This is a genomic window from Streptomyces sp. Mut1, from assembly GCF_030719295.1.
Taxonomy (GTDB): Bacteria; Actinomycetota; Actinomycetes; order Streptomycetales; family Streptomycetaceae; genus Streptomyces; species Streptomyces castrisilvae.
Map to the genome: position 1 here is coordinate 684,124 of NZ_CP120997.1, position 19,223 is coordinate 703,346.

Consider the following 19,223-nt stretch of genomic DNA (forward strand, 5'->3'; position numbering starts at 1 on the left):
AGGACCGGGAAGAGTGGAACAGAGAGTGAGCGCGACGCATGCCAGTCCCTGACCCCCGCCGGCGGGCGGGCTGGCTGCTGGCCGGTGCGGTGATGCTGCTGGCCGCCGTCCTGCTGAGCCTCACCGTGGGCAGCCGCCAGATCGCGCCCGGCGACGCGCTCCAGGCCCTGTTCCACAGCGGCGGCAGCGACGATGCCCAGGTGGTCCGGGCCCTTCGGGTGCCCCGGACGGTCATCGGCGTCCTCGCGGGCGCCGCGCTCGCCCTCGCGGGGACGGTCATGCAGGGCATCACCCGCAACCCCATCGCGGAACCGGGCATCCTCGGCGTCAGCCAGGGCGCGTCGGTGGGCGTGGTGGCCGCGATCGCGTTCTTCGGTGTGCACTCGCTGGGCGGTTACGTGTGGTTCGCGTTCGCCGGCGCGGCACTGGCCGGGGTCGGTGTGTACGCGGTCGCCAGCGGCGGGCGGGGCGGAGCTTCGCCGATCAAACTCGCGCTCGCGGGGGCCGCGATGAACGCGTTCCTCGCCTCGCTCGTGTCGGGGATCGCCACCACCAACGCGCGCGCTCTCGACGAGTTCCGCTTCTGGCAGGTCGGCTCGATCAGCGGGCGCGACGGCGAAGTGATCGGCCAGGTATGGCCGTTCATCCTGGTCGGCATCGTCCTGGTCGCCGCGATGGCGCGGGGTCTGGACGCCCTCGCGCTGGGTGACGACGCGGCCAGGAACCTCGGCAACAACGTGGCGCTGCTGCGGGCGCTGGGGGCGCTCGGAGCGACCGTGCTCACCGGGGCCGCGGTGGCCTCGGTCGGCCCGATCGCGTTCACCGGCCTGGCCGTCCCGCACATCGCCCGTGCGCTGGTGGGCACGGCCCACCGCTGGGTTCTGCCCCTGGCGGCCATGCTGGGCCCGGTGATGCTCCTCGGCTCCGACGTGCTCGGCCGTATCCTCTTTCCGCCCTCGGAGGTGCCGGTGGCCGTCATGACCGCCCTGATCGGCGTACCGTTCCTGATCGCGCTGGTCCGGCGCCGCTCGGTGGTGGCCGCGTGAGCCACTCCGAAGCCGTCGCCACCACCCGCCTGCGCCCCGCCGGGCACGCGGTGCTGCGGCGCGGACGCGTGAGCTTCCTCCTACACCGCCGGACCGTCCTCGTCGCCGTGACCCTGACGGTGCTGCTCGCTTGCGCGGTCGTGGCGTACCTGTGTGTCGGTGAATCGTTCGTCGCGCCGGCGGAGGTCGTCCGCGTCCTGTTCGGCCGCCCCAGCCCCGACGAACTCGTGGTGGGCACGCTGCGGTTGCCTCGGCTGGTCGTGGGACTGCTCGCGGGGGCCGCGTTCGGCGTCGCGGGGGCGCTGGTGCAGACCGTCGCCCGCAACCCGCTGGCCAGCCCCGACGTCATCGGCGTCACACACGGGGCGGGGGCGGCCACGGTGGCCGCGCTGAGCTTCAACGCCGTCGCCGCCGACGCGCTGCCCTATGTCTCCGTAGCCGGTGGCATGGCCGCGGCCCTGCTCGTGTACGTGTTCGCGTGGCGCGGCGGGCTGCACTCCTCCCGCTTCGTACTGGTCGGCATCGGTGTGTCGGTCGCGCTCGGTTCGCTGACCCAGCTGCTGCTGACCAAGGGCGACTATCTGGTGGCCCAGCAGGCCAAGGTCTGGCTGACCGGCTCGCTCAACAGCCGTGGTTACGAGGAGGCGGGACCGCTCGTCGTCGTGCTCCTGATCGGTGTGCCGGCGGCCGTGTGGGCCGCGCGGGCACAGCGTAGCGCGTCCTTCGACGACGACACCGCGACCTCGCTCGGTGTACGTCTGGGCCGGTCCCGGCTCGGGCTGACCGCGCTCGGCGTGGTCCTGGCCTCGGTGGCCACCGGCGCGGTGGGACCGGTCGACTTCGTCGCACTGCTCGCCCCGCAGATCGCGCGCCGGCTCACCCGCACCGCTCAGACCCCGCTGCTGTCCTCGGCACTGGCGGGCGCGCTGATCGTCGTGATCGCGGACCTGCTGGCCCGCCGCCTGTTCTCCCCGATCGAGCTGCCGACCGGCGTCCTCACCGCCGTGGTGGGTGCCCCGTACCTGATGTGGCTCATCGTCCGTACCCGCAGCCGTTCCGGAGGCACCGCGTCATGAGCCGCCCGTCCGCCAGCCGCCTCTCGGCGCACGATCTGACCCTGGCCTACGAGGACCGCACCGTCGTCGAGGGCCTGGACCTGGAGATACCGGATGGCAAGGTCACCATCGTCGTCGGGCCCAACGCCTGCGGCAAGTCCACCCTCCTGCGGGCGCTCGGCCGCCTCCTCAAGCCGCGGCGCGGCGCCGTGCTGCTGGACGGTCGCGAACTGACCGGCTTCCCCGCCAAGCAGATCGGCCGGACCATCGGTGTCCTGCCGCAGTCCCCCACGCCGCCCGACGGCATCACCGTCGCCGACCTCGTCGCGCGCGGCCGTCAGCCTCACCAGAAGTGGTGGCAGCAGTGGTCACAAGCCGACGAGCACGCCGTGGCGGAGGCTCTGGAGCGTACGAACACGGCCGGCCTCGCCGACCGGCCGGTGGATGAGCTGTCCGGCGGTCAGCGCCAGCGCGTGTGGATCGCCATGGCCCTGGCGCAGGACACCGAACTGCTGCTGCTCGACGAGCCCACGACGTACTTGGACGTCGCCCACCAGGTGGAAGTCCTGGACCTCGTGCGCCGTCTCAATCTCGAACGCGGCCGCACGGTCGTCGCCGTCCTCCACGATCTCAACCAGGCCATCCGCTACGCCGACCACCTCGTCGCCATGAAGGACGGCCGCATCGTCGCCGAGGGGGCGCCCGACGAGGTCGTCACCACCGACATGGTCCAGGAGGTGTTCGGGCTGTCCTCCGTCATCATCCCGGACCCCATCACCGGTGGCCGGCTCGTCGTCCCCGGCTACAGCTGGCAGCCCGCCCCGGCGGAGAAGACGCACGCTCACTGACGCGAAGCCCTCGCCGGGACGCGCACGCCCGGTCAGCCCGACGACGCTCCGACCAGCCGTCGCGCCGCGTACTCCACGTATTCGTGGAGCCCGTAGGCCAGCGCGAGGGCGGCGACCGCCGTCACGAGCACCGTCCCCGCCCCGGCGACGACGCCCGCGCGACGTACACCCCCGCGCGGGGCCGCGGGCTCGGGAAGAAGCAGGGCCTGGACGCGCCGCGGCACCGGGCCGCTCGTGGCCGACAGCAGCGGATACCCGGCCGCACGGCCGTGGGCGGCGCCCGCCAGGGCCGCGCGGGCGATCGCCGCGGCGGTCGCCCGCCGGTCCCCCACGGCCGCGGCGGCCTCCTCGTCCGCCCACCTCTCCAGGTGGAAGGCCAGCGTCTCGCGCAGCCCCCCGATCGCGGGGTGCACGACCGCGGCCAGGTCGACGACCGCCGACAGCAGATGGTGACGCCCGGCGAGGTGCGCCCGTTCGTGCGCCAGCAGCACCTCGCGCTCGCCCGATTTCAGCGACCGCACCATCCCGGACGTCACGACGACCCGGCCGCCGCGCCCCCGGTATCCGGGGAGCGCGAAGGCGTCCACGTCGGTGCCGGGGACCACCAGCAGGTCCCCGTCGCCCGTGCCTTCGTCCGCCGACAGCCAGGCACGCCTGAGCAGTGAACGGTGCCGGGCCCAGCGCCGCACCAGCAGCACCAGTTGCGCGAGCATCACGATTCCGGCCGCGCAGGCGACGGGCACCGCCGCCGGCCATTCGTCCAGCACGCGCGACAGCGGCAGCCGCTCCAGCGATGCGAGGAACGGCACGTGGAACAGCCCGACCAGCACGGATATCGTCCCGCCGGCCAGCAGGACCGCCGCGCAGGTCAGCGTCCAGCAGGCCCAGCGGGGCGCCAGCCGGTCGGCGAGACGCCGCGCGAGGGCCGCCCCGGCCCACGGCAGGGCGAGGGCCGTCACGACCGCGGCCAGGACGTACGTCACCCGGGTTCGCCCCCGGCTTCCAGGAGCAGCCGCCGCAAGGTCGCTTCGTCGTCCTCGGAGAGGGACGAGACGAACCGCTTCAGCACCAGGTCACGGCGGGAGTCGCTCTCCAGCTCCCGCCGCATGCGGACCGCGACGAGCCCCGCCTCGTCCTGTACGGGCTCATAGGCGAAACCACGTGTCACCGGGACGCGCCGCAGCGTGCCCTTCTCGTAGAGACGGCTCAGGATGGTGGCCATCGTGGTCCTGGCCACCCCCCGGCCGAGCATCGCGTTCACCTGCTGCGCTGTCATCGGCCTGCCTGCCTCCCACAGCACCGCCAGCACGTCCGCGACGAGTTCGCCGTGCTGACGTCTCTCGTCCCGACGCTCCTTGGGCACTGTCCCTCCCGTCCTCCCGCACTCGGTGGCACGGCCAATCTACCGCCCCGTGGAAGGGCGACGAGGAGCCCGCCGGCGACCGCGCCGGGTTCAGGCCCGGCCGGGCCCGCCCACCACCGTGAGCAGGTCCACGACGAAGACCAGGGTCGAGCCCGGCGGGATCGAGGCGGAGGGCGACTGCTTGCCGTAGCCGAGACGCGGGGGCACGATGATCTCGCGCCGGCCGCCGGCCCTCATTCCCCTCACGCCCCGGTCGAGGCCCTTGATGGCCTTGCCGCCGCCCACGGCGAACTTGAACGGCCGGTTCCCCTCCCAGGAGGAGTCGAACTCCCTCCCGGACGCGAACGTGACCCCCACGTAGTGGACCTGGACCACCCTGCCCGGCTGCGCCTCGGGACCGTCCCCGACCACGAGGTCCCGGATCACCGGCTCCGTGGGCGCGGCACCCTCCGGAACCACGACTACGGGCTTGGTCGGTTCGCTCATCGCGGTCCTCTCGCTCGCCGCCGGAAGCCCTCGCCGGGCCGGCCGGACACATGGACGTTCCATGCGGCAGGTGATCACGCTACCGGCCGTGCCGGACAGGCCCACCGCCCGCCGCACGGTCAGGCGGTGCGGAGCCAGGCGCTGCCGTCGGGCGGCAGGAGTCCGTCGCTGAGGGGGTGAGAGGTGATGAGTACCCGGACGTGCTCGGGGAGTTCGGCCGGAGTCGCGGACAGGTTGACGACGCACGCGAAGTCGTCCCCGCGGGTGAAGGCGAGGACTCCCGGCGGGAAGTCGAGCCACGTCACCGGTCCGTCACCGAGGGCGGGTTCCGCCGCGCGCAGGGCGAGGGCCCTTCGGTAGAGGTTCAGCATGGAGTCGGGGTCGTTCTCCTGAGCGGCGACACTGAGCTGTGCCCAGGAGGCCGGCTGCGGCAGCCAGGGGCCGGCCTCCGTGTCGGGGCTGAAACCGTAGGGCTCCTGGCCGCCGCTCCACGGCAGCGGGACGCGGCAGCCGTCGCGGCCGGGGTCTTCGCCGTTCGTACGGTGGTAGATCGGGTCGTCGCGCCGGTCCGCGGGGATGCCCTCGGCTTCCGGGAGGCCGAGTTCGTCGCCCTGGTAGATGTAGACGGCTCCGGGGAGGGCCATGGTGAGGAGAGCCGCGGCGCGTGCACGGTGGCGGCCGAGGTCCTCGTCGACGACCGGGTTGTACTGGCGGATGCCGCCGGCGGTGCTGGTGTCGGGACGGCCGTAGCGGGTGACGTGCCGGGTGACGTCGTGGTTGGACAGCACCCAGGTGCTGGGGGCGCCCACATCCGCGTGGGCCGCAAGGGTCTGGTCGATGCACGCGCGCAGGGCAGCCGCGTCCCAGCGGCATCCGAGGAAGTCGAAATTGAAGGCGGTGTGCAGTTCGTCGGGGCGCAGGTAGTGGGCGAACCGGACGGGGTCGGCCAGCCAGACCTCTCCGATCAGCGCGCGGGGCTCGGCGTAGGAGTCGGCCACGGCCCGCCAGCCTCGGTAGATGTCGTGGTTCTCGTCGAGGTCGACGTAGGGATGGGGGTGGGGGAAGACGCTGTGGTCGTAATCGGGCAGCGCGGGATCCTTGCTGCACATGGCGGCCGAGTCGACTCGGATGCCGTCTACGCCGCGGTCGAACCAGAAGCGCAGGACATCCTCGTACTCGGCGCGTACGAGGGGGCTGCGCCAGTTGAGGTCGGGCTGTTCGGGAGCGAAGAGGTGCAGGTACCACTGGCCGTCGGGAAGACGGGTCCAGGCAGGGCCGCCGAAGATGGACTGCCACTCGTTGGGCGGCAGTTCGCCGTGCTCGCCGCGGCCCTCGCGGAACCAGAACAGGTCGCGTTCCGGTGAGCCGGGTGGGGACTGGAGGGCCGCCTCGAACCAGGCGTGCTCGTTGGAGACGTGGTTGGGGACGATGTCGACGATGATGCGGATGCCCAGCTCGTGGGCTTCGCCGATGAGCTTCTCGGCTTCGGCGAGGGTGCCGAAGCGGGGGTCGATCCGCCGGAAGTCGGTGACGTCGTAGCCGGCGTCCGCCATGGGGGTCAGGTACCAGGGGGAGAACCAGATGGCCTCGACGCCCAGGCGCTGGAGGTAGCCCAGCCGGGAGCGCACGCCGGCCAGGTCGCCTGTGCCGTCGCCGTTTCCGTCGGCGAAACTGCGCGGGTAGACCTGGTAGATGGCTGCGTGACGCCACCATTCGGTGGTGCGCGGGGTCATGATGCCTGCCTTCGTGGGTGGTGCGAACAGTGCGCGGGCCCGGTCGGCGGACCGGGCCGGGCCCGCGGCTCTCGGATCGTGGTGGCCGCGGGCCCGGCCGGTCGGGGAGGCGTGCCGGGCCCGCGGTCGGTCAGGGGTTACCAGCCGGAGTTGCCGCTTCCGCGCTGGATCGTGAAGCCGCCGGTCATGTTGAGGGGGGCGCCGGGGGTTCCGCTGATCTTGGTGTTGGCGAAGGTGCCGTTGCCCGCGGCGTTGCCCTCGATGCCGTTCGCGCCGGTCCTGTTGATGGTGAGTCCGTCCACGCGCAGGTCGGAGACCTGCTTCTGCCAGGTGACGAGCAGTCCGCTGTAGGTGGAGTCCTCGACGGTGTTGTCCGTCAGAACGACGGGCTGGGTGATGTCGTGGACGTCGGCATAGATCCACAGGGCGCCGAGCTGGGAGTTCCAGTTCACCTCCATGCTGCCGGTGCGGCGCAGGTGGTTGCCGGAGACGGTGGTGGTGCCGCTGAAGGGTTCGCCGAAGCGGGTGGAGACGGCGATACCGGCCGCCGCGACGACGGTGTCGGAGATGAGGTTGTTCTCGACGCTGTTGCCGCTTCCGCCGTAGACGGCGGCGCCATTGGCGAGCATGGGCAACTGCACGGTGTTGTCACGGAACGCGCTGTTGGTCACCGCCGCTCCGTCCGACCACATGGCCAGGGCGTCGTCGCCGGTGCCGCGGATGCTGCTGTTGGAGACGACCGTGTCCTTCACCGCACCGTGCAGGTTCACACCGTCGGCGTAGGTGTTGCGGATGCGCAGGTCGGTGGCCCGGAGGCCGGTGGTGGGTCCGGAGATCCACAGGCCGACCTTGGTGTGCTGGATCCACACGTTCTTGATGGTCGATCCGGTGCCGAAGTCGCCCTCGATGGCGGCCTGCCCGCCGGCGTCGTCGCGGACGGTGTTCTGGCCGTCGATCATGAGGTCTTCGATCGTGCTGGTGCCGCCCTGGCCGAACAGCCCGCCCTTGAGCCCGGTGCCGCGTAGAACGGTGTGCCACACGCCTGCGCCGCGCAGCTTCACCCCGGTGAGGTTGACCCGGTCGGAGATGACGTAGGTGCCGGCGGGCAGGAAGAGGCCCTTGTCCTGGCTCTTCGCCTGTTGCAGCGCGCTGTTGAGGGCGGCCGTGACGTCCTGGCTGCCCGGCGTGACGCCGAGGTCCTCGGCGGACACGTAACCGCTGGGCAGGGCGGCGGCCGCCTCGGTCCGCTCCGTCTCCAGGAGGTCGATGGTGTAGGAGGCGGCCGTGTCCGTGGCGTCCTTCTGCAGGCGCAGGACGGTACCCGCCGGCAGGGTGCGGCCGAAGTGGGTGCGGGTTTCGTCGAAGAAGCGGTGGGCCTGCCCCTCGCCGGGGCTGTTGGTGTAGGGGTAGGCGCCGTACACCCAGGCGTAGCGGGAGGTGAGCTGGAGGTCGGGCAGGGCCTCGCCGTCGGCGTAGACGCTGAGGGTGGCGTCGATGCCCTTGCCGTCGCCGCTGTCGGGCAGGGAGTAGCGGAGGTTGATGGCGTCGGCGGGCTCGGTGAGTTCGATCTCGACGTAGTCGCCGGTCCGGGCCAGCTCGACGGCCTTGCGGCCGGAGGCTTCGGAGGCGACGGTGAGGTAGGTGCGGTCGGGGCCGATGGTCGAGCCGTTGGTGGTGCCGGCTTCGGCCTCGTACGTGGTGAACGGCAGGGAGGCGCCGACGCCGCTCGGGTCCGGGTCACCCGGGTCGCCGGGGTCGGTGGGGGCCTCGGGGGTGGTCCCCTTGAGGTGGTCGATATTGACGTTGCCGCTGTCGTTGTCGGTGAAGGCCAGGGTCAGGGTGTTGGTTCCCTGGGTGAAGGTGACCGGCACATCGATGGTGGACCAGCTCCCCCAGTCGCCGGTCGCCGGCAGGGAGATCTGCTGGGACGTCCCGCCCGCGGTCAGGGTCAGCGTCTTGGCCGAACCGGTGCCGTTGGCGTAGCGGATGGTCACGGTCCCGGCTCCGGCGTACGCGGACGGGAGCGCGGCGGCGATGGCCGCGCGGCCCTTGTTGCCGTCGGTCAGCCCGCCGACGTAACCACTGCCGGTGTACCCGGCATGCTCCTGCTCGGCGACGGCGCCACCGGACAGGGTGGCGGACTCCGCCTCCAGCGTGGAGGTGGCCGCGTAGGCGGGCGGCGGGGTGGCCAGGCTGTAGGAGACGGCTCCCGTCAGGGCCAGCAGCAGGGCAGCGGATACGGCGGCGGTGGGCTTGAGGAGCCTTGCGGTGCGGAATTCGGGCACGGCGGTGTGTCCTTCCAGGAAGGTATGGGGGGGCCCGGTCTGTGGGGGTTGTTGTCGGGCGTGGAGGGGTTCGGCCCCGGCGGTGCCGGGTCAGCCCTTGAGGCTGCCCGCGGTGAGGCCCGCGATGATGTGCCGCTGGAAGATCAGGAAGATCACCAGCAGCGGGATCGAGGCCATGACCATGCCGGCCAGGAGCTGGTTGGCGGGCATGAACTCGGCGAGCCGGTTGAGTGCGACGGTGATGGGCTGGCGTGCCGGGTCCGGGAGCACCAGCAGCGGCCAGAGGAAGTCCTTCCACACCCCGACGACGGCGAAGATCGACACCACTGCCAGTACTGGCCGGGACAGCGGCAGGACGACGGACACCAGGACGCGCAGCGGTCCGGCGCCGTCCATGCGTGCGGAGTCGAGGAGTTCGGTGGGAATCTGGTCGAAGAAGCGTTTCAGGATGAAGATGTTGAAGGCGTTCGCGCAGGCCGGCAGCCAGATCGCCCAGGGCGTATTGATCAGGTTGACGCCGAACAGCGGCACGTCGGTGACGGTCAGGTACGTCGGCACCAGCAGGGCGGAGACCGGCAGCATGAGAGTGGCCAGCATCATGCCCAGGACGATGTTGCCGAGGGCCGGGCGCAGTTTGGACAGGGCGTAGGCCGCGGCCACGTCGACGAGCAGCTGGGTGAGCCAGGCTCCGGCGGCCAGGAGCAGGGTGTTGAGGAAGTAGTCGCTCAGGCCCACGTTCGCCCATGCCTCGGAGTAGGACTCCGGGTGCCAGCTGTGCGGGATGAGGGTGGGGTTCTGGTCGGCCAGTTCGGAGGAGGACTTGAGCGCTCCGCCGGCCATCCAGTACAGGGGGAAGACGAAAGCGAGGGTGAAACCGAGGACGGTCGAGCACAGCACGAACCAGTAGAGGAAGCGGCCGGTGCGCCGGTTCATCTCGGCGGGGGCGATGAGAGTGCGTTCGCGGGATTCGGGCATGGTCGTTCCTTTCAGCCCTTGCCGCGGGTCAGCCGTAGGTAGACCGCCGCGAAGAGTCCGAGGACGATGAAGAGCACGGTGCTCATGGCGCTGGCCATGCCGAAGTCGTTGTAGACGAACGCGTAGCGGTAGAGCAGCAGCAGGACCGTCACCGTGGCGTCGTCGGGTCCGCCGCCGGTGAGTACGTACGGTTCGATGAAGACCTGCATGGTGCCGATGATCTGGAGCAGCAGGGTGATCATGAGGATGAACCGCATCTGCGGGATCGTCACGTGCCACAGCCGCTGGCGGATGGAGGCGCCGTCGAGCTCGGCCGCCTCGTACACCTCACCGGGGATCGAGCCGAGCGCCGCGAGGTAGATGAGGGTCGTGGTTCCCATGTTGGCCCAGGTGGAGACCAGCACGAGGGAGATCATCGAGATGTTCTCCGACTCGAGCCACTGCTGGGCCGGCAGGTGGAAGGTCTCCAGAACGTTGTTGAAGAGGCCTGGGCCCGGGTCGTAGAACCAGCGCCAGAGCAGCATGGTGACGATGGGCGGCAGCATGACCGGGAGGTAGACGGTCATGCGCAGGTAGGAACGCGCGTGGCGGAACTCGTTGAGGACGACCGCGGTGAGGAAGGGCGCGGCGAACCCGAAGACGAGGGCGAGGAGGGTGAAGTACCCGGTGTTCTTCCACGCCGTCACGAAGAGCGGGTCGGCGAAGAGCCGGCGGTAGTTGTCCCAGCCCACCCAGGTGGCGGGCTGGGAGAACGTCACTTCCTGGAAGCCGAGCAGCCAGCCGCGGACGATCGGGTACCAGGAGAAGAGGGCGAAGCAGAGGACGCCCGCTCCGAGGAAACTGTAGGCAACGAGGTGCTCGCTGAGGCGGCGCCGACGCCTGCTCGGGTTGTTCATGCCGGTCTTCCGCGGCGTCGGAGGGGACTTCGGTTCCCGGGTGAGGGTCGGAGCCGCCATGTCAACGGACCGTCGCGAGGATGGTGTCGACCTTCTTGGACGCGTCCACGAGGAGCTGGTCGAGATCGGCGTCCTTCTTGGTCAGGACCGCCTGCATGACTCCGTCGAGGACGGTGTAGATCTGCTGCGCGTTCGGCGGTTCGACCTTCTGGTCCAGCAGTGCGTTCCGCTCGACGAACGGCTCGTAGTTCTCCTGCGGCACGTTGGCGTACTTCTCGTGTGCGCGGTCCTGCTCGGTTTCGGCCGCGCCGTTGAAGAGGCGGTCCAGAGGCAGCCCGATGGGCACATCATTGCCGGAGGCCCGCTTGTCCTCGAACTCCGTGCGGTCCGGGTTGAGGTACTTCCACAGGACCCACTCGATGCCGGCCTCGATCTTCTCGGGGGACGCCTTGGGGTTGAACATGAAGCCGTTGCCGCCGCCGAGGGTGGCCTTGCCGGGCATCGCGGCCACGCCGTACTCGCTGTACTCGCGCTCGAACTGCTTGACGATCGTGGGGATGTTGTCCGGCCCCGCCATGTACATACCGAGCTTGCCGGAACCCATCATCTTCTGGACGTCATCGATCTGCAGCAGCTGCCGTGTCCCCATGGAGTTGTCGGTCCAGCGCATGTCGTGCAGCATCTGGAGCGCGTCGTGGCCGGCCTTGCTGTCGAAGGCCGCCTTCCACTTCCCGTCCTTCTGGGCGGCGATGTCACCCCCCATCGAGTAGACCCACGACGTGAAGTGCCAGCCGCCCTGGTTGTTCTTGCTGTAGTCGGCGTATCCGACGGTCCCGTCGCCCAGCGCGGTGATCTTCTTGGCGGCCGCACGGACCCCTTCCCATGTGGTGGGCGGCTTGTCCGGGTCGAGGCCGGCCTTCTTGAACAGGGCGCGGTTGTAGATCAGGCCGAGCGAGTACTGCCCGTTCGGCAGCCCGTACAGCTTCCCGTCGGGCCCGGTGAACACCTTCAGGTACTCGGGCTTGATGTCCTTGACGCGCGGCGTGTTCTTGACGTAATCGGTGATCGCCGCGCCCTGACGCCGCTGGATGAGACCCGCGGGGTCGGTGAAGTAGACGTAGTAGACGTCCTCCAGCTGACCCCCGGCAAGCTTCGCGGAGAAGGTCTTGGGGTCCATCTGCCCCTCGCGGGCATCGATCTTGATCTTCGGGTGTTCCTTCTCGAAGGCCTTGACGTCGTCCTCGAAGTACTTGCGGTCCACCGGCTGGGTCTTGGGCGGCATGCCGTTCACCGAGATGGTGACCACACCGTCCTTGCCGCCCGAGGACGTCGAGCCGCCGCAAGCGGCAAGCCCTCCGGTGAGGACGCAGGCTATGCCCACGCCGATGAGTCTGCGGCGACTCCGCGTTCCGCCCATGACAGTTCTGCCTTCCTTGGATGCGCTGCGCTCGCGACCCGGTCAACCGAAGCGCCAGCGGATACGCAGAAGGTAGAAGTCACTCATGTAAAAAGTCAATGACAAGTTGCAAAACATTGATAATTACGGCCGTGACCTGGCATCACTCGGTCTAGCGGTGGATGACCGGACGATCAGCTCCGCCTGGAACAGGGTCAGACCGGGCGCGGTCCGGCGGTTCTGGATCTGCTCCGTGAGAGCCCCGACCGCAGCTTCGGCCATCGCGGCGACCGGTTGCCGGCACGTGGTCAGCGGGGGATCGACCGCGCTCATGAAGGCGGAGTCGTCGAAACCCACCACCGACAGATCCTCCGGGACCCGCAGCCCCTCCCGGCGAGCACCCCGCACGACCCCCAGCGCGAGCGTGTCGCTTCCGCAAACCACTGCGGTCACCCCCTGGCCCAGGAGGTCGGAGATGGCACGGGCACCCGCCTCCAGCGAGAACAGCGTGTGCCCGACCCAGGGCAGCCACCACTCCTGGCCAACCCCCCTGGCCCGCCAGAACTCCGCGAACCCGCGCAGCTTGCGGACGGACGGAACGTGGCCGCCGGGACCGATCACGAGCCCGATGCGCTCATGCCCCATGCCTTCCAGGTGCAGCATTGCCTGCTGTACGGCCTGCGTGTCATCGGCCGAGATCTGCACCAGATCCGGATTCTCATCGGCGACGTTGACCAGCACCATCGGCACCTGCCGCTCCTTCAGCGCCGCACCCTGCTCCGCGCCGACGTCCGTGTAGCTGGAACCGACGAACACGATCCCGCCGATGTTCTGCGCCAGCAGCATCTCGACATAGTTGGCCTCGGAGACGCCATCCGCTGTGCGTGTGCAAAGAACCGGTACGTATCCCCGCTTGTTCAGGCGCCCCGCAAGGGCCTCCACGAAGGACGGAAACACCGGGTTCTGAAGGTCCGGGACCACGAGGCCCACCAGGGGCGAGCGCTCGTTCGCCGCGGCCGCCGGACGCTGTAGACCCAGAACATCCAACGCCCGCAGAACCCGCTCCCGCGTCGCCGGGGCCACGCTCGGGCTGCTGTTCAGCACGCGCCGGACCGTCAACTGGCTCACGCCGGCGAACTCTGCCACCTGGATCAACTTCGTTGTCATGAGAGCACGATACAACGAGCCCGCAAAAAATTATCAAGCCAACGCAAACTTACGATGTCACTGTCACCTCGCCGCCGTCGCGCCCTGGCCGCTGCTCAACCGTGGCCGTCAACGCGCAGCCCAGCCGCGCGTACAGCGCTGCCGCCGCATCCGCCGCGACGACGTCGAGCACGCCGGATGCGGTCCACGACGCCCTGCGAGCGGCTGTCACACGGCCGCTGCTGGGCTCCTGAAGCGCTTCGGTACCTGCCCCTTAGCCGGCGTGCAGGACGAAGAACAGGAAGCAGAGGAAGCGCGGTCTGGCCGCGATGGCTTCGGGGAACAGCCAGCCGCCTTCGGGCCAGCCCCAGCATTCGTTGACCGTCGGCAGATCCACGGACACGGCGGACTGCGAGCTCAGCCCGGTGGAGGTCGCATGCCCCTGTGGCTCGTCAGAAGTCAAAGTGCGAGAGACGTGTGCTCCATCTGTTCGGTTCCTGCTGGACGTTGGAGCCGCAGGAACACGCGGAGGCCGGTCGCCCCGGCGCCCCGGTCCACAGGGCGACCGCCAGACGGAAGACGGAAGACGGAAGTACGATCCGGATCACCTGTTGCCTCGTGTGTGTGCTGAGGACGGTGGAGGGGCGGCTCTCCGTCGAGCGGGAGGAAGAGCAGACGTGGATGTGTATGAGGCCGTGGACAGCCGCCGGGCTGTACGGGCGTTCAGCGATGAGCCGGTGCCCAAGGCGACACTCGAACGCGTACTGGCCGCTGCGACACGGGCTCCGTCCAGTGGAAACCTCCAGCCGTGGCATGTGTATGTCGTGACCGGCGAGCCCCTGGCCGAGCTGAAGAACCGCGCGACAGCCAGAGCGCTGGCGGGAGACCCGGGGGACGAGCGGCAGTATCCGATGTACCCGGCTGAACTGGCCTCACCGTACGTGGACCGCTTTTCCGCCGCCGCTGCTCAGCGGTACGAGGCGCTGCGGATCGAACGCCACGACCCCGACAGGCCCATGAGGATCGCCGCCTTGAACTCGCAGGCGTTCGGGGCTCCGGTCGTGCTTTTCTGCTACCTCGATCAGGCGATGGGGCCCGGTCAGTGGGGGGACGCGGGGATGCATCTCCAGACGATCATGCTGCTGTTGAGGGCGGAGGGGTTGCACAGCTGCCCCCAGGTGATGTGGACGATGTATCGCAGGACCGTGAGCGAGATCGTCGGAGCCGATGAGGGGCTCGTGCTGTTCTGCGGAGTCGCGGTGGGATTCGAGGAGGAAGGCGTGCCACCGCTGCGTACCGGGCGGGCGGACATGACGGAAACCGTCAGCTTCATCGGAGCGTGAGGCGCTGTGTTCTCGTGCCGCGCCTCCTCCGGCCAGGCGCGGCACAGAATCGGGGGGCCGTGCCGTGCGGAATCCTCTCCGTTGTCCCGTCGGCGCACGCATGGTGCGCGGCATCGGTGACACGGCCCCCGGGAGCGATCCCGCTCATCCCAGGAAGCTCAGCCGAACCTGACGGTTGTCATTAGAGACGTTCGTGTCCACCAGGCACACCGACTGCCAGGTTCCCAGCTCCAGTCGTCCCGCGATCACCGGCAGCGTCGCGTGTGGGGGGATCAGGGCCGGGACCACGTGGTCGCGGCCGTGGCCCGGGGTGCCGTGGCGGTGCTGCCAGCGGTCGTCGGCGGGGAGCAGCGTGCGCAGGGCCGCCAGGAGGTCGTCGTCGCTGCCCGCGCCGGTCTCCAGGATGGCGATTCCGGCGGTGGCGTGCGGGACGAAGATGTTGAGGAGGCCGTCACGGCCGGCGGCCGCGCGAGTGAGGAACTGCTCGCAGTCCGATGTCAGGTCGGTGACGGTCTCCGTCGAGCCCGTGGTGAGGTGCAGGACGGTGGTGGTGAAGGGAGAAGACATGGCGCCCATCCTGCCGCTCTCCGGGTCCGATGCCGCTGATCGCGTGTGCGCGTCGGGTGCTTCGGCCGTGGCCGGCCCGTCGCGGGAAGTTCCGGCGGGCTTCCGGAGTTGGTAGAAGCGTGAACGATTTCGGGATGCGGTCGGTGGACGTCGTAGTCATCGGGGCCGGGCAGGCGGGTCTGTCCGGCGCCTACCACCTGCGACGCGGCGGACTGGAGCCGGACCGTGACTTCGTGGTCCTCGACCACGCGCCCGCTCCGGGCGGCGCGTGGCAGTTCCGGTGGCCGTCGCTCACCTACGGCAAGGTGCACGGCATGCACTCGCTGCCCGGGATGGAGCTGACCGGCGCGGACGACGAGCGGCCCTCGTCCGAGGTGATCGGCGAGTATTTCACGCGGTACGAGCGCACGTTCGGGCTGCGGGTGCACCGGCCGGTCGAGGTGAGCGCCGTACGTGAGGGGGAGGACGGGCGGCTGCTCGTGGAGACCTCCGAAGGCACGTACGCGACGCGCTCCCTGATCAACGCCACGGGCACATGGGACCGGCCGTTCTGGCCTCGTTACCCCGGGCAGGAGACGTTCCGGGGCCGGCAACTGCATACGGCCGACTACCCGGGGCCCGCCGAGTTCGCCGGGCAGCGAGTCGTCGTCGTGGGCGGTGGCGCCTCCGGTACGCAGCATCTGATGGAGATCGCCGAGGTGGCGGCCGAGACGTACTGGGTGACGCGTCGGCCGCCGGTGTTCCGGGACGGGCCGTTCGGCGCGGAGCAGGGACGGGCCGCCGTGGCGATGGTGGAGGAACGGGTCCGGCGCGGGCTGCCACCGCAGAGCGTGGTGAGCGTCACCGGGCTGCCCGTCACCGACGCCGTCCGGCACGCCCGTGAGTCCGGGGTGCTCGACCGGCTGCCGATGATCGACCGGATCACGCCGGACGGCGTCGCCTGGGACGACGGCCGCGCTGTCGAGGCCGATGTCATCCTCTGGGCGACCGGCTTCCGCGCCGCCGTCGACCATCTCGCCCCGCTGCGGCTGCGGGAGCGCGGGGGCGGCATCCGGGTCGAGGGCACGCGAGCCGTGCGGGACGAGCGCGTCCACCTCGTCGGGTACGGGCCGTCCGCCAGCACCATCGGCGCCAACCGCGCCGGACGAGCCGCCGTCCGGGCCATCGGGGAACTACTCCGGCGGGAGAGGGAACGGGAGCAGGAGGGTGCGGGAGCGGTGGACGGGATCGGGGCCGCTGCCGAGGTCGCGTCGGCCGCGTGAATCCCGGCGTTCCCCGTCAGCCCTCCCCCTCACTCCTGCGGTTGCGGTTGAACTCCGCCACGTTGCGCTGCTGCTCCGCGTAGTCGTCGGTGAAACGGGTGTCGCCGGGGGCCACCGTCACGAAGTACAGCCAGGGGCCGGGGGTCGGGCCGATCGCCGATGTCATCGCCTGCTCCCCCGGGTTGCCGATGGGGGTGGGCGGGAGGCCCTTGTGCTCGTAGCTGTTGTAGGGGCTGTCGATCTTGGTGTCACCCGTGGTGGTGTCCAGCGTGCTGCGGTTCATCGCGTAGTTGAGGGTGGAGTCCATCTGGAGCGGCATCCCGCGGGCGAGCCGGTTGTGGATGACCCGGGCCACCTTGCCCATGTCCGCTTCGGTGTCCGCCTCGGCCTGGACGATGGAGGCGATGGTCACCGTCTGGTAGACGGTGACGTCGTTGCGCCGCGCTCCGGCCGTGATGTGGTCCGCGCCGAAGCGCTCGACCGCCGTGTCGACCATGTAGCGCAGCAGGCTCTGCGGGGTCGTCGCGGAGGTGACGGGGTACGTCGCCGGGAAGAGGTAGCCCTCGGGGTTGCCCTTCGCTGCGGCGGGGAGCGGGAGGTCCGCCGTCGCCACGGTCTTCGCGGTGGTGCCGGCGGGCCGGCCGAGGGCCTTGTCGACGGCCGCGTAGACCTGCGTGGCCCGCCATCCCTCGGGGATCACCAGCGTGCGGGGCTGTTCGGTACGGGGTTCCCTCGTCAGCAGGGGGACGAGCACGGCGGCGGCCACCGCGAGCACGAGCACGGCGCCGATGAGCAGCACCAGACGGCCGCGCCGGGTCGGACGAAGTCTGCGGTGAGGCCGGTTGTCCGGGGTCTCGTGCGCCATGCGGGCACGCTATCCCCCGCCGGTCCCCGCAGCGGGGACCCCGCTTCTCGACGGCATGCCCCCCGGCACAGCACGAGCCGGGACCGGCCGCCGCCGGTCAGCCCGCCGCCACCGGGGCCGGCTCCGTGTCTCTGCGGACCAGGGCGGCGTACCGCCCGTCCTGCTGGAGCAGTTCCTCGTGGGTGCCGCGCTCCGCCGCGCGGCCGGAGTCCAGGACGACGATCTGGTCGGCGTCGCGGACGGTGGAGAGGCGGTGGGCGATGGTGATGGTGGTGCGTCCGGCGGAGAGGGCGTCGATCGCCTCCTGCACGGCGCCTTCGGTACGGGTGTCCAGCGCGCTCGTCGCTTCGTCGAGGATCAGCACCGGGGGGTCGCGCAGGATCGTGCGCGCGATGGCCAGGCGCTGCTTCTCGCCTCCGGAGAAGCGGTAGCCGCGTTCACCGACGAGGGTGTCGTATCCGTCGGGCAGTGAGGCGATGTGGTCGTGGATCTGGGCCGCGCGGGCCGCCGCCTCGATCTCCTCGTCCGTCGCGTCCGGCTTCGCGAAGCGCAGGTTCTCGGCGACCGAGGCGTGGAAGAGGTACGTCTCCTGGGAGACCACGCCGACCGCGCGGGCGAGGGTGTCGAAGTCCAGCTCACGGACATCGATCCCGTCGAGCGTCACCCGGCCTCCGGTCACGTCGTAGAGCCGGGGCACGAGGTAGCTGAGGGTGGACTTGCCGGAACCGGTGGCACCGACGACGGCGAGTCCGGCGCCCGCGGGCACCGTGATGTCGACGCCGCTGAGGGTCGGGCCGCTGGTCTCGTCGTAACTGAAGTCGACGTCCTCGAAGCGGACCTCGCCCCGGATCTTCTCCAGGCGCACCGGATTCTCCGGCTCCGTGATGTCCACGGTGAGGTCGAGGTACTCGAAGATCCGCTGGAAGAGCGCGAGCGACGTCTGCATCTGCACCCCGGTGGAGAGCAGGCTCACGGCCGGACGGAACAGGCCCTGCTGGAGCGAGACGAAGGCGACGAGCGTGCCGATGGAGACGGCGGGACCGCCGGACTGGAGGGCGATGCCCGCGGCCCAGTAGATGACGGCCGGCATGGCGGCCATGACGATGCCGATCGTCGACATCCGCCAGCGTCCGGCCATGCTGGAGCGCACTTCGAGGTCGACCAGGCGTTCGGACTCCTCGGCGAAGTCCCGGGTGAGTGAGTCGGAGCGGCCCATCGTGCGGCCGAGCAGGATGCCGCTGACGGAGAGCGACTCGGTGACGGTGGCCGCCATGGTGGCCATCTGCTTCTGGCGCTGGGTGGTGATCTTCTTGCGCTCGCGGCCCACCCGGCGGCTGATCCAGACGAAGACCGGCAGCAGGAGGAGCGAGACGACGGTGAGCCGCCAGTCGAGCGCCAGCATGGCGACGACGGTGGCGATGACCGCGGTGAGGTTGGAGACCAGTGAGGTGGCCGTCGAGGTGACCGTCGCCTGCATGCCCCCGATGTCGTTGGCGATCCGGGACTGGACCTCACCCGTACGGGTCCTGGTGAAGAAGGCGAGCGGCATCCGCTGCAGCTGGGCGTAGACGGCGGTGCGCAGGTCGTGCATCACTCGCTGGCCGACCGTGGTCGAGATGAGGGTCTGCAGCACGCCGAAGACGCTGTTCATCACGGCGGTCAGGATCATGCCGAGAGCGAGCAGCGAGAGCAGCCCGGTCCGCCCCTGCGGGATGGCGGTGTCCAGGATCTCGCGCAGCAGGAACGGCGAGGCGACCGAGACCAGCGACGAGGCGCCGACGAGCAGTCCGACCACGGCGAGGCGGCCGCGGTACGGCCGGAAGAGGCGGAGGATGCGGCGCAGCTCGGCGGGCGGCCGGTCGGCATCCCTGGGCGGGGGTGTCCACGTGGGTTCGTCGGGTTTCATGGGCTCCTTCGTCGGGCGTGCGGCTACGGGGCTGGGGCGGTGCACGGCCGT

Annotated in this window: 18 protein-coding genes; 5 read left to right on the forward strand and 13 right to left on the reverse strand. The window is 70.3% G+C overall.

Annotated features, from left to right (window positions below):
• The first annotated feature begins 38 nt into the window (after positions 1-38).
• From P8A18_RS02615 to P8A18_RS02625, 3 genes are read left to right on the forward strand one after another with little or no spacing between them, the layout of a single operon-like run.
• Positions 39-1,046: a FecCD family ABC transporter permease gene (locus P8A18_RS02615; protein ID WP_306051374.1), complete on the forward strand. Its 1,008-nt coding sequence runs from the start codon at positions 39-41 to the stop codon at positions 1,044-1,046.
• Positions 1,043-2,122: a FecCD family ABC transporter permease gene (locus P8A18_RS02620; protein WP_306051376.1), complete on the forward strand. Its 1,080-nt coding sequence runs from the start codon at positions 1,043-1,045 to the stop codon at positions 2,120-2,122. Before P8A18_RS02615 ends, P8A18_RS02620 begins: the two co-directional genes overlap by 4 nt.
• On the forward strand, positions 2,119-2,949 hold the full coding sequence (locus P8A18_RS02625) for an ABC transporter ATP-binding protein (RefSeq protein WP_306051378.1): 831 nt from the start codon (positions 2,119-2,121) through the stop codon (positions 2,947-2,949). Before P8A18_RS02620 ends, P8A18_RS02625 begins: the two co-directional genes overlap by 4 nt.
• A gap of 32 nt (positions 2,950-2,981) precedes the next feature.
• Here the strand turns inward: P8A18_RS02625 and P8A18_RS02630 are convergent, their stop codons facing one another.
• The 10 genes from P8A18_RS02630 to P8A18_RS02675 all read right to left on the reverse strand — a co-directional run bounded on the left by P8A18_RS02630 (position 2,982) and on the right by P8A18_RS02675 (position 13,632).
• Positions 2,982-3,932: a M56 family metallopeptidase gene (locus P8A18_RS02630; protein ID WP_306051380.1), complete on the reverse strand. Its 951-nt coding sequence runs from the start codon at positions 3,930-3,932 to the stop codon at positions 2,982-2,984.
• Complete coding sequence (locus P8A18_RS02635) at positions 3,929-4,312, reverse strand: BlaI/MecI/CopY family transcriptional regulator (RefSeq protein WP_306051382.1); 384 nt, start codon at positions 4,310-4,312, stop codon at positions 3,929-3,931. The genes P8A18_RS02630 and P8A18_RS02635 overlap by 4 nt, the downstream gene beginning before the upstream one ends.
• A gap of 90 nt (positions 4,313-4,402) precedes the next feature.
• The gene (locus P8A18_RS02640) at positions 4,403-4,798 is read right to left on the reverse strand and encodes an FKBP-type peptidyl-prolyl cis-trans isomerase (protein ID WP_306051384.1); all 396 of its coding nucleotides are present in this window, start codon (positions 4,796-4,798) and stop codon (positions 4,403-4,405) included.
• Between the two features lie 119 nt (positions 4,799-4,917).
• The gene (locus P8A18_RS02645; protein WP_306051386.1) at positions 4,918-6,531 is read right to left on the reverse strand and encodes a glycoside hydrolase family 13 protein; all 1,614 of its coding nucleotides are present in this window, start codon (positions 6,529-6,531) and stop codon (positions 4,918-4,920) included.
• A 137-nt stretch (positions 6,532-6,668) separates the two neighbouring features.
• Positions 6,669-8,816: a right-handed parallel beta-helix repeat-containing protein gene (locus tag P8A18_RS02650; RefSeq protein WP_306051388.1), complete on the reverse strand. Its 2,148-nt coding sequence runs from the start codon at positions 8,814-8,816 to the stop codon at positions 6,669-6,671.
• A 90-nt stretch (positions 8,817-8,906) separates the two neighbouring features.
• Positions 8,907-9,791: a carbohydrate ABC transporter permease gene (locus P8A18_RS02655; RefSeq protein WP_306051390.1), complete on the reverse strand. Its 885-nt coding sequence runs from the start codon at positions 9,789-9,791 to the stop codon at positions 8,907-8,909.
• An 11-nt stretch (positions 9,792-9,802) separates the two neighbouring features.
• A complete protein-coding gene (locus tag P8A18_RS02660) occupies positions 9,803-10,687 on the reverse strand; it encodes a carbohydrate ABC transporter permease (protein WP_306051392.1) in 885 nt (294 codons plus the stop codon).
• Between the two features lie 61 nt (positions 10,688-10,748).
• Positions 10,749-11,993, reverse strand: a complete 1,245-nt coding sequence (locus tag P8A18_RS02665; RefSeq protein WP_306060636.1) for an extracellular solute-binding protein — start codon at positions 11,991-11,993, stop codon at positions 10,749-10,751.
• Between the two features lie 234 nt (positions 11,994-12,227).
• Positions 12,228-13,250 (reverse strand): LacI family DNA-binding transcriptional regulator, encoded by a 1,023-nt coding sequence (locus P8A18_RS02670; RefSeq protein ID WP_306051394.1) that lies wholly within the window; start codon positions 13,248-13,250, stop codon positions 12,228-12,230.
• Between the two features lie 253 nt (positions 13,251-13,503).
• On the reverse strand, positions 13,504-13,632 hold the full coding sequence (locus P8A18_RS02675) for a hypothetical protein (RefSeq protein ID WP_306051396.1): 129 nt from the start codon (positions 13,630-13,632) through the stop codon (positions 13,504-13,506).
• Between the two features lie 274 nt (positions 13,633-13,906).
• On the opposite strand from P8A18_RS02675, the gene P8A18_RS02680 reads away from it, so the two are divergent.
• On the forward strand, positions 13,907-14,572 hold the full coding sequence (locus tag P8A18_RS02680) for a nitroreductase (RefSeq protein WP_306051398.1): 666 nt from the start codon (positions 13,907-13,909) through the stop codon (positions 14,570-14,572).
• Between the two features lie 144 nt (positions 14,573-14,716).
• Here the strand turns inward: P8A18_RS02680 and P8A18_RS02685 are convergent, their stop codons facing one another.
• Complete coding sequence (locus P8A18_RS02685) at positions 14,717-15,139, reverse strand: secondary thiamine-phosphate synthase enzyme YjbQ (RefSeq protein WP_306051400.1); 423 nt, start codon at positions 15,137-15,139, stop codon at positions 14,717-14,719.
• 134 nt (positions 15,140-15,273) lie between these two features.
• Here P8A18_RS02685 and P8A18_RS02690 point away from each other — a divergent pair, with 134 nt between their 5' ends.
• A complete protein-coding gene (locus P8A18_RS02690; RefSeq protein WP_306060638.1) occupies positions 15,274-16,401 on the forward strand; it encodes an NAD(P)-binding domain-containing protein in 1,128 nt (375 codons plus the stop codon).
• A 16-nt stretch (positions 16,402-16,417) separates the two neighbouring features.
• Here the strand turns inward: P8A18_RS02690 and mltG are convergent, their stop codons facing one another.
• On the reverse strand, positions 16,418-17,266 hold the full coding sequence (mltG, locus tag P8A18_RS02695) for an endolytic transglycosylase MltG (protein WP_306051402.1): 849 nt from the start codon (positions 17,264-17,266) through the stop codon (positions 16,418-16,420).
• Positions 17,267-17,363: 97 nt separating this feature from the next.
• Complete coding sequence (locus P8A18_RS02700; protein WP_306051404.1) at positions 17,364-19,172, reverse strand: ABC transporter ATP-binding protein; 1,809 nt, start codon at positions 19,170-19,172, stop codon at positions 17,364-17,366.
• Positions 19,173-19,223 lie beyond the last annotated feature (51 nt).

Bases quoted from the DNA above. Each gene is read 5' to 3' on its own strand.
- P8A18_RS02615 (WP_306051374.1), top strand. From the start codon at position 39: ATGCCAGTCCCTGACCCCCGCCGGCGGGCGGGCTGGCTGCTGGCCGGT.
- P8A18_RS02625 (WP_306051378.1), top strand. From the start codon at position 2,119: ATGAGCCGCCCGTCCGCCAGCCGCCTCTCGGCGCACGATCTGACCCTG.
- P8A18_RS02640 (WP_306051384.1), bottom strand. From the start codon at position 4,798: ATGAGCGAACCGACCAAGCCCGTAGTCGTGGTTCCGGAGGGTGCCGCG.
- P8A18_RS02645 (WP_306051386.1), bottom strand. From the start codon at position 6,531: ATGACCCCGCGCACCACCGAATGGTGGCGTCACGCAGCCATCTACCAG.
- P8A18_RS02655 (WP_306051390.1), bottom strand. From the start codon at position 9,791: ATGCCCGAATCCCGCGAACGCACTCTCATCGCCCCCGCCGAGATGAAC.
- P8A18_RS02660 (WP_306051392.1), bottom strand. From the start codon at position 10,687: ATGAACAACCCGAGCAGGCGTCGGCGCCGCCTCAGCGAGCACCTCGTT.
- P8A18_RS02670 (WP_306051394.1), bottom strand. From the start codon at position 13,250: ATGACAACGAAGTTGATCCAGGTGGCAGAGTTCGCCGGCGTGAGCCAG.
- P8A18_RS02685 (WP_306051400.1), bottom strand. From the start codon at position 15,139: ATGTCTTCTCCCTTCACCACCACCGTCCTGCACCTCACCACGGGCTCG.
- P8A18_RS02690 (WP_306060638.1), top strand. From the start codon at position 15,274: ATGCGGTCGGTGGACGTCGTAGTCATCGGGGCCGGGCAGGCGGGTCTG.
- mltG (WP_306051402.1), bottom strand. From the start codon at position 17,266: ATGGCGCACGAGACCCCGGACAACCGGCCTCACCGCAGACTTCGTCCG.
- P8A18_RS02700 (WP_306051404.1), bottom strand. From the start codon at position 19,172: ATGAAACCCGACGAACCCACGTGGACACCCCCGCCCAGGGATGCCGAC.